Consider the following 13,217-nt stretch of genomic DNA (forward strand, 5'->3'; position numbering starts at 1 on the left):
GAGAGGGGAAATTATATGGTTCAGCTACGAGAACTTGTGGCATTATACAATATAGAAATTATGATAGGGCTTATGGCAGCATTTTTTATATTAATATTATTATATTTAATAGCTGAAATAAGAATATCAAGGACAAAAGATAAATATAATGAGCTTGTCAGAGGCGTTAAAGGTGTAAATATTGAACAACTTTTAATAAAAACTAATGAAGAGCTTAAAAATGTCCGTGAGAATATGAATAATATAGATAAGGAGATAGAAAGTATTGAAACTAAGTTAGCCTTTGCCATTCAGAAAGTTGGATTTGTAAGGTATAATGCCTTTGGTGATATGGGTTCTGACCTAAGCTTTTCCATTGCCCTATTGGACAAGTTCCAAAATGGTTTTGTACTCACCAGTATTTATGGGAGGGAACATACCACAAGTTATGCGAAGCCAATTAAATTTGGTAAATCTATTTATCCCCTATCAGTAGAGGAAATACAAGCCATAGATAGGGCTTTAATAGGTGAGTCTAAGGAAAAAATTATTTAATCATATATATTAGAAAGGTAGCCAATTGGCTACCTTTCTAATATATATGATTTGTTTTTTTCACTATATAATCTAGAGAGAGATAAATAAATGCTCTTAGATATAATATCCGCCATATTCATTACTAAAGATAATCTAGTATTTTGTAATACCATAAATTCCATCATTCCACTAATATTTACAATTCCAGTAATGGCTATGTCTCCGACTGAAGGTAATACTTTGTTTACGCCTGCACCAGGATTTAATGGAGAATTTTTAATTGATAAATACCCTATTCGGTCATGTTTACCAAGAGAAGAATCTATGGCAACAACGAAGGGGCTGTTATAATCTTTGTCTATTCTACTAATGGTTTCCTCAAGATTTTGAGCATGTATAGGTTTTTCTAAAGTGCCTATTAGATTCACATCTTTGTAGTTTTTCATTATAGGTAATAATTTATGTCCAACTAGGGGACCAAGAGAATCACCTGTAGATCTATCTGTTCCTATACAGAGTATAATTAAATCTTTGTTATTAGTATATTCTTCAGATAGATATTTGAAAACTAGATCCGAGAATTTAGATAAAGCAAAAGGTGAAGATGAATCTATATAATTATTTTTATTAAATATACTCATCATGCCCTCCTATTTTTTATATTTGTTTTATCCATTTTTGTTAAAGATAAAGGATATTAAAAGTATTGCCTTAAATTTAATATAAATACTGTTATACTCAGAATAAGATGAGATGTTAAGATTTTGTAATAATTTCGACTATGTTTTTTTTATCTAATAACAAATGCATAAATATGTTGAAATATCTATAATACTGGTAAATGTATAAATTATGGTAAATAGATTATAATAAGGTTAAATAGACATGCTATAATGTTGAAAAAAAATTAATCTATGATATAATTGTTACAGAATGATTACAATTATGGTTTAAATAATTTTAGATTAGGAGGCAGGGATATGGAAAAACCCAATTTAAGGGGAAAATTGATGAATTTAAAAAACCGTATAGATAAAATTGTCAACTATTGTAGAGAAATCGAATTTAAAAATATAAATTTAAAAAACATAAATATGAAAATGTCATTAGCTGGGTTAATGATTATATCAATAATAGCATTGAGTATTACAGGATATAAAGCTTATCAAATTAGAATGAGAGCATTTGATATTTATCTTGGCAATGATAAGATAGGTATTGTAAGACAACAGGAAGAAGTTACAGAAATACTTAATGCTTTGGAAACAGAATTAGCAGATACATATGATATAGATATAGTATTGGATAAAGGGATTAGATTTGAAGAAGTAAGGGCAAAGGATGATGCCATAACTTCTAATAAAGAACTAAAAAAAGAAATTAAATCAAAGATGAGTTTTCTAGTATATGGATATGTACTAAAGGTTAACGATGTAGAAATAGGGGCATTGAAAACAAAAAAAGAAATTGAAGATGTAATTGATAGAATAAAAGAGCCTTATGTAAATGGTGTTGAAGAAGGTACGGATATAAAAGAAATGAAGTTAATTGAAGACATTGAAATAGCTAAAAAAGAAATACCATTATATAGAATTGGTAATGCAGAAGATTTGTATAATCATTTATTAACAGGTTCAGAGGAGATAAAAACTCATACTGTAGAAGTAGGAGAAAGTTTTTGGACAATAGCAAAAATTTATAATTTATCAGTTGATGATTTAATAACAGCCAATCCAGATAAAACACCTGAAAGAATACAAATAGGTGATGAGGTAAAATTAGTTGTATCAAGGCCTGTTATTACAGTATCTACTATGGAAGAAGTAGAATATACAGAGAGAATAAACTATGAAACAGAAATTGAATATAATGATAATATGTATAAAAATGAGAAGAAAACTAAGGTAGCAGGTGTTGATGGAGAGAAAAAGATACTAGCAAATGAAATAAAACATAATGGTGTTGTAGTAGAAAAAGAGATTTTAAAAGAAGATATAGTTCAAAATCCGGTTAATGAGCTAATAGTTAAAGGGACTAAAGAAGTTCCAAGAACTGTTGCTACGGGTGCCTTTGCAATGCCTACTAGAGGAAGCGTATCTTCTAGATATGGTATGAGAAATGGAAGAATGCACAATGGACTTGATATTGCAGCAAAAACAGGTACTCCTATAAAAGCAGCAGATGGAGGCAAGGTAGTATATGCAGGATATAGAGGTGCATTTGGTAATTTAGTTGAAATTGATCATGGAAACGGTTTTAAAACTAGATATGGTCATTGCAGTAAGATATTAGTAAAGACTGGAGATAAGGTGTATAAAGGTCAACATATAGCAAATGTTGGTAGCACAGGAAGGTCTACAGGTTCACATCTTCATTTTGAAGTATTGAAAAATGGAAAAAACTATAATCCAAGTAGTTATTTAAAATAGAGGAAGCATTAGCTTCCTCTATTAATTTTTGAAATACATAGTTAAATAACAAAATACAATATAAATGTATTAAATATAAGGCAAGAAATGTCTTAAATTCTAGAGTCTAGTAAAAACAATATAATTAATATCATAATAATGCTTTCAAAGAAATCTCCCTTGGAGTCCATAGGATTTAGAGGGATATTTTTTTCTATGTCTCTAAAATTATCTACAAATAAACTTTTTAGATTTAACATACCAGCTCCTTGATTTGCCTTTGACTCATTTAAATCTATACAAGAAGAAGTAATTTTATCTTTTATTTCTTGTGGTGAAAGATTACCATGTTTATTTAATAAAAGAGCAACAGATCCTGAAACTAATGGTGTAGCCATAGATGTACCACTTAATGAAGAATAGCTATCTAATTTAGTGTTAGATAAAGATTTTATATTTACTCCAGGTGCTACAATATCAGGTTTCATTAATCCTTCTATAGTTGGACCTCTGCTAGAGAAAGGAGCAATGGTATCATCAGATGTATCTATTGTCCTTTTATCATCAACAGCTCCAACTGTTATTGCATTTCTATTAATTCCTGGTGAAAGAATAGTGCCCTCTTCGGGACCACTGTTTCCTGCAGCAGTAATGACTATTAGTCCAGCTTTTATTGCTTTATCTACAGCTTTACATAAAGGATCCTTGTCACAAGTATTATTTGCAGGAGTTCCTAAAGAAAGATTTATTACTTTTGTATTATATTTGTCTTTGGTTTCCACTATATATGATATGGCAGCAATTATATCAGAAGTGCTTCCACCGCCATTTTCATCTAATGCTTTAATACCTAATATACTCGCCTTTGGAGCTATTCCTGTATATTTTCCATTAGAAGAAAACCCATTTCCTGCAATAATGCCAGCAACATGAGTTCCGTGTCCATTATCATCATATGGATTTTCCTTATTATTAACTATATCTTTAAATCCAATTATTCTATTATGGGGTTTTGTTAAATCATAATGAGGAGCTACTCCCGTATCTATTACAGCTACAGTGATGCCTTCACCCTCATATCCTTTATCATGTGGAAAATATGCATCCATAGCTGGGCTTGCAATATCTAATAAAGTATATATTTTTGAGTCAAAGCTAATGTATTCTATCTCAGGACTACTTACAATTCGATATATGGTTTCTGTAGACATAAGTCCAGCAAATCCATCTATTAAAGGTAAATTGGATTTGACTTTATTAGATAAATTATTAATATTCTTTTTAAGATTTGATCCACTATCGTTAAATTGTACGATTACAGGCACATTTTCCATTGATTGAGACATTATTTTTGCACTTAGAATAGGGCAAAGTTTTGTATTTATTATTTTCTTCACCATTACCACCTTCCTTGGTCTATTCTATGCTACAAAAAAATAAAATGTGCCAAAAAGTATAAAAGACTTCCATTGAAAAATTATTATATTAGGAAGTCTTTTATGAAACTTATTTAGAGTAATAAGTTTGAATTATTGTTAACTAAAGCTTTATAATATGTTAGTCATTAATGTTTTTATTTTTTAATAAATATTTTACTTATTTCTCCAACTATTAGAGGAATGAAAGCATATTCCAATATTGCTGCCCAATCCTTTAACCCAAGAGAAAATGTATTAAATATTGGTTGCATAAATGGTATATATAGAACTCCAAGCAGCAGAATAAATGAAAATGTAGTTCCATATACTAAAGTTTTATTTGAGAAGAATCCTATTTTAAATAAAGTATATCTTTGAGATCTGCTGGAGTAAGCACGTAACAATTCTGCTGTTATTAAAGATGTAAAGACTATTGTTCTCGCCTTATCTATATTATCTGCATAGGTAACAAGTCCCCATCTATAGGCAAGTAAAGATGCTATACCTACTGCTAAGCTTTGAAATACTATTCTTACAAACATATTCTTAGTGAGAATAGGCTCATTAGGATTCCTAGGAGAAATTTTCATAATATCAGGATCGCCTTTTTCAACGCCTAAAGCTAATGCAGGAAAACTATCAGTAACTAAATTTAACCACAATAATTGTATTGGTAATAAAGGTACTGGTAGATTTAACAATATACTGATAAATACTAAAAATATTTCTCCTATATTACAAGATAGCAAGAAGAAAACAAATTTCTTAATATTGCTATAAATTATTCTACCTTCTTCTACTGCTGATACAATAGATGCAAAGTTGTCGTCAGTTAAAATTAATTCGGCTGTATTTTTAGCCACATCTGTGCCAGTAATTCCCATGGATACACCAATATCAGCTCTTTTTAGGGCTAAGGCGTCATTTACTCCATCACCAGTCATAGCAGTTATTTCACCGTTAGCTTTTAGTGCACTTACTATTCTTACTTTATGTTCTGGTGAAACTCTAGCATAGACTTTTACATCTTTTACAACTTCTTTCAATTCTTCATCTGAGATTTTATTTAATTCTTCTCCCATCATAGCTTCATCTATGGAATCAGCCATTCCAAGTTCCTTTGCTATGGCAAAGGCAGTTTCCTTATAATCTCCAGTTATCATAACGGTTTGTATACCTGCTTCTTTACATTTAGCTATAGCATCCTTAGCTTCTGGTCTTGCAGGGTCTATCATACCAACTAGTCCTACAAATATCATATCTATTTCGTTAGACTCAGGAGATATATTATCAGGTAATGTATTATATTCTTTATATGCAAAGGCCAATACTCTTAAAGCATCCTTAGAGAAAAGACTATTTACTTTCAATACTTCTTTTTTTAGATTATCATCAAAATCTATGATTTTGCCATCCTCACTAATACGAGTACATCTGTTGATAATTATATCTGGAGCGCCTTTAGTAAAGGAAACGACCTTATTAGGTATATAATCTTTATGGAAAGTTGTCATCATTTTTCTATCTGAATCAAAAGGAATTTCTTCTATTCTAGGAAAAGTTCTATTTATAGAATCTTTCCCAATATTAGCTTTTCCAGCTAATGTGATTAAAGCTCCTTCTGTAGGGTCACCAATAACCTTGTATCCTTCAGATGATTTATCTAAATTAGCATCATTAGCCAATGCAGATATTGAAAGGAGAGTCTGTAAATCACCTATATTTTCTATATCTATATTATCTCCTTCCAGTTTAAATTCTCCTACTGGCTCATATCCTCCTCCAGTTACATCTATTATCTTTCCATCTGTAAAAACTTTAACGACAGTCATTTCGTTTTGAGTTAATGTACCAGTCTTGTCAGAACAAATAATTGTAGTAGAGCCTAAAGTTTCAACTGCTAAAAGTTTTTTAACGATTGCATGGCGTTTAACCATTCGATTCATACCTATGGCTAAAACAATAGTTACAATAGCTGGCAGCCCCTCAGGAATAGCTGCTACTGCTAAACTTATAGCTACCATAAACATTTCTAAAGCTTCTCTACCTTGAAGCATTCCCATAATAAATACAGCAATACAAATAATTATAGTAGTGAAACCTAATACCTTACCAAGTTGATTTAATTGTTTTTGTAAAGGAGTTACTTCGTCTTCAAAGGATTGAATCATTGTAGCTATTTTTCCAATTTCAGTGTCATGGCCAGTACCTATAACTATACCTTTTCCTCTACCATAAGTAACAGCAGTACTCATATAAGCCATATTTTTTCTGTCGCCTAAGGATATTTCACCTTGAAAAGTAACATTACTATCCTTTTCAACAGGTACAGATTCACCAGTTAATGAAGCTTCTTCAATTTTCAAATTAGAACTTTCTATAAGCCTTAAATCAGCAGGTATTATATCCCCAGCATCTAGAACCACAATATCTCCTGGAACCAAAGAATTTGCAGGAACCAATTCAGTAACACCATTTCTAATAACCTTAGCATTAGGGGAGGACATTTTTTTAAGCGCATCTAATGCTTTTTCAGCCTTTCCTTCTTGATATATTCCTAGAAAAGCATTGACAATGACTATAGCTATTATAACTATAGCATCCTTTGATTTACCAACAGCAAAAGAGATGATAGCAGCACCTATTAAAATCAGAATAAGAAAATCTGAAAATTGTGCTATAATTTTGGAAAGAAAACTTTTCTTATCTTCTTCTTTCAAATCATTAGGACCGTATTTCTCCAATCTGAGGGTTACTTCATCTTTTGTTAAGCCGGAATTAATGTTGGTATTTAATTCTGATAATATTTCTTCTTTACTTTCACTATACCATTCTTTCAAAATTATCCCCTTCCTTCCAAATCTTATAAATAGTATACCACCTAGAAGTAAAATAAAACAAAAAAGACCTTTGGTTAAATTATTTAATTTAACCAAAGGTCTTGCTTCCTAAAAAATACTAGGTAGTTAGCCGGGAAATTCCGTATTGACGACTAACTGTTTTTAAGCTACTCCCCTTCTAGTGCTATTATTATATAGCAAAGTCATAATAAATTCAAGATAAATATTGTAAAAGATAACCAAAATGCAATAAATATTTGACAATAAATCCTCTTTGTTAGATAATCTAAGTATGTGGGAATAATTAATTGGAGTGATTCAATATGTATAATAAGATACTAGTGGTTGATGATGAAAAAGCAATCGCGGACATAATAAAATTCAACCTAGAAAAGGAAGGCTATAGTGTACAAACTGCTTATGATGGCGAAGAAGGGGTACAAGCTGTTGATGAGTTTATTCCAGATTTGGCCATTTTAGATATTATGATGCCAAAGAAAGATGGATTTCAGGTTTTAAGAGAAATCAGGACTAAATATAAATTCCCAGTTATAATGCTTACTGCAAAAGAAGAGGAAGTGGATAAGGTACTAGGTTTAGAGCTTGGTGCTGACGATTATATCACTAAGCCATTTAGTATGAGGGAATTAATTGCAAGAGTAAAGGCTAATTTAAGAAGAGTAGATTTTTCTAATGCATCTAATGCAAATGATTTAAATGACATGATTATTTCGGAAGAGTTAACAATAGATTTAAATAAATATGAAGTTAAAAAGGGTGAAGATATTATAGATCTTACTCTTAGGGAATACGAGCTACTAAAATTCTTAGCTTCTAGTTCTAATCAAGTGTTTTCAAGAGAACAATTATTAGAAGAAGTTTGGGGATATGAGTATTATGGAGATATTAGAACTGTAGATGTTACAGTCAGAAGATTAAGAGAAAAAATAGAGGATAATAGTGGAGATTTTAAATATATCTTAACAAAACGAGGTGTAGGCTATTACTTCAGGAGGGCTTAACTATGTTTGCTAGTATAAAATGGAGATTTATCGTAGTTTATTTTTTACTAGTATTTATTGCCATGGTCATAGTAGGTATATTTATCATTGGAAGATTAGAGACGCAGCAAACAGCAAATATTACTAGTTCTATGGAACAAGATATACAAACTATAATAGAGTCATCTTCATATCTGGCAGAAGATGATTGGCTTAGTGTGCAATCAGAAATACAACAGACATTAAATGACTGGAGAGGTAACAATGAGATATTATATGTAATATATGATGAAGACCTTCCAACTATAATAGCATCATCATCAAAAGAATATAAGGAAGTAATTGGACAAAATGCTTTGTACTCTAGACTTGATCCGACTTTAATAGTAGATGCTTTTTATCGGGGAGAAAAGGCAAGCAAAGTTGCAAAAGAAATTAAAGAGAATCATATGGCCTACCCAGTTCTAACGGGAGTAGGTAAGGTTAAGGGAGTAATATATATGGTATCTGATTTGCAGAATGTATATGTAACAGTTAATGAATCAAAAAAGATAATAGCGAATGCGACTGTTATGGCATTGGTCATTACTGTATTCTTAGGATATCTAATAGCATCAAGTATCACTGAGCCTATTAGAGATGTAACTAATAAGGCAGAAGAAATGGCTATGGGAAATTTTAAACAGTTTGTTGAGGTAAAATCAGATGATGAAATTGGTCAGTTAGCCAGTATGTTCAATCATCTAACATTAAAATTAAAAGATACAATACAGGAAATGGATTTAGAGAGGTCCAAATTAGATACAATATTTAATTACATGGCAGAAGGGGTTATAGCAGTAGATATTAATGGAAATATAATACATGCAAATCCAATTGCTATAGATATATTACAATCAGGTCAAGGTAAGATTTTAGAATCAGGAAGCACTTTTAGAGAGATGATTTCTTTAAAGCTTATAAATCTTGAAGGTATTAATTATGATGATGAAACTACTCTAGATGGTGCTCGAACTCTAGAGACGGATAGTCATGTTTATAAGGTAAAATATGCTCCATTTAAAAATGAAAAAAATAATATTGGTGGACTTATTATAGTGTTTCAAGATATGACGAATGAGCATAAACTAGATAATATGAGAAAGGAATTTGTAGCTAATGTATCCCATGAATTAAAGACACCTATTACAACTATAAAGAGTTATACAGAAACCTTAATGGATAATAGTATAGATGATGAAATGGGAAAGAGATTTTTATCTGTAATCGACGATGAATGTGATAGAATGACTAGACTTGTAAAAGATTTATTACAGCTTTCAAATTTGGATTATCAGAAAACTGCTTGGAAAAAGCAAAGTATCTGTGTAAAAGAGCTTTTAAATGAAATATTATTGAAACTAGAATTTTCTTTTAAAGAAAAGAAACATGAAGTTGCTGTAAATATAGAAAATGATTTGCCAAATATTGTAATAGATAAAGATGGGTTAGAACAGGTTATACTAAATATAATTTCTAATGCTGTCAAATACACAGAAGATGGTGGAAGAATTGAGGTTTCTTCAAGACGTCTAGGTGAATTTATAAGTATAGAAGTAAAAGATAATGGTATAGGTATTCCAGAAGAGGATCAAAACAGGATCTTTGAAAGATTTTATAGAGTAGAAAAAGGAAGAAGTAGAGAGTCGGGAGGCACTGGATTAGGGCTTTCTATTGCAAAGCAAATAATAGAGGCTCATGGTGGTGAAATTATACTTAAGAGCAATTTTAATGAAGGTACTACAGTTGATATAAAGATACCTTTTGATAAAGTGTAATTCAATTTTAACTATGTTGTAACAGTTTTGTAATATATCTAATATATAATACAGTTAAAGTAATGTGTAAAGGAGGATATGAAATGTGGAAAAAAACATTGGCTAGTTTGTTTATCGGCACTAGTATAATTGCTGTTAGTTCAATTGGTCACTCGGCATCAGCAGTAAATGCAACGGCATTAACTACTACAACTAAAACTGAGCAAACAATTAAAACTGAACATGTAACTAAGCCAGAGCAAACACCTAAAGTTGAGCAAGCACCTAAGGCAGAAACACCTAAGGTAGAAAAAACACCTAAAGCAGAGCAGCAGACAACTGAGACTAAGCAATTGCCTAAGGAAGAAAAAAAAGTTGATATTTCTAAATATCAAGTGATAAATCCTGAAAAAAATGCTTATTCTACAGAGGATAAGGTTATTTTTATAAATGGCAAAGCTCCTTCGGGAACTTCTATTGGAATTAAATTATATGGTACTACAGATCTTACAAGAAAAAGTTTCAATCTGCTTAAATTACCTGGTAAAGATGATTATATAGAAGTATTAGATGAAACTGTAAAAGCAGGTAATATGGGTTTTTTTGATAAACAACTTGATTTAGTAACAGGTATTAATAAAGTAATTATTGATTTTGGAGTAGATGGGGTCCCGTCTGTGGAGAAAATTATATATGTAAAGGTTCCAGAAACAGGAACTAATGCAAAAGAAGTAAAGCTTACAAATATAATAGAAGATATATTGAAATAATACTTACCTATGATATTGGAGATGGTTAATGTGAAAGAAAGGATTAAAACTTTTCTATTGATATCGTTGGTATGTATTAGTTTGCTATTTACTAAGAGATTATGGATTGAATTGCCCAATGAAATGTTTAATATATTTAACAAAGATGATGAAATCTATAACTCATCATATTTATTATCAGATATGATACTACCTAATAAATACTTGTTAAATTTTGGTGAGAAAAATCATACTATTCTTTATGATGATTCTAAATATGGGCTATGGACAAACTCCAGAGTAATCTTAAATGGTATATTGGGGTCAAAGGACATTAAAATTGCAGACTTACCAGATGATGAGTTTTTAACCTATAATGGAAAAAGATCCATAAATTTTTACTTTCCTGATAAAATAAATACTTATATATTGGCTAAAGCCTTAGATGTCAAAGATCCTAATCTTATTGTAGATACAATACCTAATGTAAGCGGCATATATATCTATTTAGGTAGAGAGGATCCTTTTTTTGTCTTTTCTGATGGAAAAAAGCATATAGCTATATATGATAAATCTATTAACACAACCAATCTTAAAGAGAAAATTCTCACAATAGAAGAGGCTGGGAATTATAACTATTATCTTTCGATAAAAGAAGCAATGAAAATTAATTACGATATGTATATATCTTATAAAATGAAAAATACCCTACCAGAAGTTTATGTAGAAAATGAAGTAAGAAATTTAGATGAAGAAGAGAAAATAGAATTAGCAGAGAAGTTCTTAAATAAGAATATTGATTATATAACAGAAATAGTTGAGAATAATGGTTCAACTATGTATATATACAATAAAAGGGTTCTAAAATTAAATGTTAATGGTACCTTAGAGTATTTTCATCCTCTAGTGCAAGTAGTGAAGAAGAGGAATTTATACCAAAGTTTAAGTACTGCGGCTGGATTCATATCTAAAAATGTAGGAGCGACAAAAGGAATGTATTTATCTAAGGTAGAAGATATTGAGGCAGACGATGAGAGTCTAGGCTATAATCTAACATTTAGATATAGAGTTAGAGGTATTCCTGTAATTTTAGGTAATGGAATATCCGACTTTGTACAAATAGAAGTATTTAACGACCATATAAGATCTTATAAACATTTTATTAGAAAAGATATGAATAAATCAGTGGACAATATTCCAGCTGGAGAAACGATGTTGACTTCTAACGATATATTAGATATGAATTATGATTTTATAATTCAAAAATATTTAGAGGAAAATAATATCACTTTAAAAGAAGATGAAGAAAGACCAGATATAGAAGAAATTTTATCATCATCCTTCATACAAGATATTAATTTATCATATTTTGATCCATGTCTAAAGGATATGGAAGATGAATTAATAGGAGTATGGGTTATAAAAATGAATGATGGGCTTTATGCCTTTGATGTCTATGATGGATCTTTGGTATATGAAAAAAAATAAGGAGTATCGGATGGTGAATTATAAATGGATTGGTCAAAGGCGAAAACCATCTTAATAGTTGCGTTTTTAGTAACCAATATATTATTGGTAGCTGTTTTGCTTTCAAGTCAAAAGCAAGTAGAGACCACTACTAAGGAAGGATTTATTGAGGATGTAACTAAGCTTTTGAATAACAAAAATATTTCTATAGATACAGAAATACCTAGGGAAATCCCAAGCTTAAATATTTTAACAGTAGAGTATGAAATGTTAGATTCATATGAAGTAAATAAGAATTACTTTCATGGCAAAGGTAAAATCCAATCTCAGGATAAAGGAAAGACAGGAATTATATATAATGATGAGTATATATTAATTATAAGAAAAAAAATATTAAGTTATGAAAATAACAAACAAGAAAATAAATATAAGGATTTAGATAATGAAAAAGCTAAGGATATTGCAGTTAAATTTCTTGAGGAAAGAAATTATGATACTTCAGATATGCTTTTATCATATATAAAAAATGAAGGAAATGTTTATTATCTGGAATTTTCAAAACTATATAAGGATAAGTACCTAGAAAATGCAAATACTATTGTTGAAGTAGATAGCAGAGGAGTTAGAAAACTAGAAAGAAAATGGCTGAGAGCATTAAGTGAAGGCGAAACACCTATATATATTAGTACTGCTCCAAAGGCCCTCCTTAGTCTACTAAGTACGGAAGAAGTATATGGGAAAACCATAAAAGATATTTCTCTATGTTATTATTTTGACCCTGTGAAACAGAAATATGTTCAAGAGGCGCAGGACCCAAGAAAAGGAAATACTTCACCAGCATGGCGAGTATTATTTGATGATGGATATAAGATAATAATAGATAACTAGAAAAGAAGAATTTCTAATTCTTCTTTTTTTTATACATATAGATTATAATATAAGAAAGGGTTTTATTGAAAATTATTGAGATTAAATTCACGTTTGAAAAGAATAATTTATGAGAACATGGATTAACAATTAGA

General features: G+C 30.2%; 10 protein-coding genes. 7 read left to right on the forward strand and 3 right to left on the reverse strand.

Annotation, left to right across the window (positions count from 1 at the left end):
* Nucleotides 1-15: 15 nt before the first annotated feature.
* Nucleotides 16-534, forward strand: coding sequence for a DUF4446 family protein (locus tag ABWP20_RS05830; protein ID WP_353094654.1), 519 nt, complete (start codon nt 16-18; stop codon nt 532-534).
* A 29-nt stretch (nt 535-563) separates the two neighbouring features.
* On the opposite strand, the gene yyaC is transcribed toward ABWP20_RS05830, so the two are convergent.
* A complete protein-coding gene (gene yyaC / locus ABWP20_RS05835) occupies nt 564-1,157 on the reverse strand; it encodes a spore protease YyaC (protein ID WP_353094656.1) in 594 nt (197 codons plus the stop codon).
* Between the two features lie 339 nt (nt 1,158-1,496).
* On the opposite strand from yyaC, the gene ABWP20_RS05840 reads away from it, so the two are divergent.
* A complete protein-coding gene (locus ABWP20_RS05840) occupies nt 1,497-2,945 on the forward strand; it encodes a peptidoglycan DD-metalloendopeptidase family protein (RefSeq protein WP_353094658.1) in 1,449 nt (482 codons plus the stop codon).
* Nucleotides 2,946-3,037: 92 nt separating this feature from the next.
* Here the strand turns inward: ABWP20_RS05840 and ABWP20_RS05845 are convergent, their stop codons facing one another.
* Together ABWP20_RS05845 and ABWP20_RS05850 are read right to left on the reverse strand one after the other, a co-directional pair.
* Complete coding sequence (locus tag ABWP20_RS05845; RefSeq protein ID WP_353094660.1) at nt 3,038-4,324, reverse strand: S8 family peptidase; 1,287 nt, start codon at nt 4,322-4,324, stop codon at nt 3,038-3,040.
* A 173-nt stretch (nt 4,325-4,497) separates the two neighbouring features.
* Nucleotides 4,498-7,185: a calcium-transporting P-type ATPase, PMR1-type gene (locus ABWP20_RS05850; RefSeq protein ID WP_353094806.1), complete on the reverse strand. Its 2,688-nt coding sequence runs from the start codon at nt 7,183-7,185 to the stop codon at nt 4,498-4,500.
* 320 nt (nt 7,186-7,505) lie between these two features.
* Between ABWP20_RS05850 and yycF the strand changes: the two genes are divergently transcribed.
* From yycF to ABWP20_RS05875, 5 genes are all read left to right on the forward strand, one after another.
* Nucleotides 7,506-8,204 carry a response regulator YycF gene (gene yycF / locus ABWP20_RS05855; RefSeq protein ID WP_353094662.1) on the forward strand — a complete coding sequence of 233 codons (699 nt, stop codon included), beginning with the start codon at nt 7,506-7,508 and terminating at the stop codon, nt 8,202-8,204.
* Nucleotides 8,205-8,206: 2 nt separating this feature from the next.
* Nucleotides 8,207-10,000: a sensor histidine kinase gene (locus ABWP20_RS05860; protein WP_353094664.1), complete on the forward strand. Its 1,794-nt coding sequence runs from the start codon at nt 8,207-8,209 to the stop codon at nt 9,998-10,000.
* Nucleotides 10,001-10,083: 83 nt separating this feature from the next.
* Nucleotides 10,084-10,749, forward strand: coding sequence for a hypothetical protein (locus tag ABWP20_RS05865; RefSeq protein ID WP_353094666.1), 666 nt, complete (start codon nt 10,084-10,086; stop codon nt 10,747-10,749).
* A gap of 30 nt (nt 10,750-10,779) precedes the next feature.
* Nucleotides 10,780-12,216, forward strand: a complete 1,437-nt coding sequence (locus tag ABWP20_RS05870; protein ID WP_353094668.1) for a hypothetical protein — start codon at nt 10,780-10,782, stop codon at nt 12,214-12,216.
* A gap of 24 nt (nt 12,217-12,240) precedes the next feature.
* Nucleotides 12,241-13,083, forward strand: a complete 843-nt coding sequence (locus tag ABWP20_RS05875) for a two-component system regulatory protein YycI (protein WP_353094670.1) — start codon at nt 12,241-12,243, stop codon at nt 13,081-13,083.
* The last annotated feature ends 134 nt before the right edge of the window (nt 13,084-13,217 follow it).

It is taken from the genome of Tissierella praeacuta (genome assembly GCF_040396155.1).
GTDB classification, from domain to species: Bacteria; Bacillota; Clostridia; order Tissierellales; family Tissierellaceae; genus Tissierella; species Tissierella praeacuta_A.

Bases quoted from the DNA above. Each gene is read 5' to 3' on its own strand.
- ABWP20_RS05865 (WP_353094666.1), top strand. From the start codon at position 10,084: ATGTGGAAAAAAACATTGGCTAGTTTGTTTATCGGCACTAGTATAATT.
- ABWP20_RS05875 (WP_353094670.1), top strand. From the start codon at position 12,241: ATGGATTGGTCAAAGGCGAAAACCATCTTAATAGTTGCGTTTTTAGTA.
- ABWP20_RS05830 (WP_353094654.1), top strand. From the start codon at position 16: ATGGTTCAGCTACGAGAACTTGTGGCATTATACAATATAGAAATTATG.
- yyaC (WP_353094656.1), bottom strand. From the start codon at position 1,157: ATGAGTATATTTAATAAAAATAATTATATAGATTCATCTTCACCTTTT.
- yycF (WP_353094662.1), top strand. From the start codon at position 7,506: ATGTATAATAAGATACTAGTGGTTGATGATGAAAAAGCAATCGCGGAC.
- ABWP20_RS05860 (WP_353094664.1), top strand. From the start codon at position 8,207: ATGTTTGCTAGTATAAAATGGAGATTTATCGTAGTTTATTTTTTACTA.
- ABWP20_RS05840 (WP_353094658.1), top strand. From the start codon at position 1,497: ATGGAAAAACCCAATTTAAGGGGAAAATTGATGAATTTAAAAAACCGT.
- ABWP20_RS05845 (WP_353094660.1), bottom strand. From the start codon at position 4,324: ATGGTGAAGAAAATAATAAATACAAAACTTTGCCCTATTCTAAGTGCA.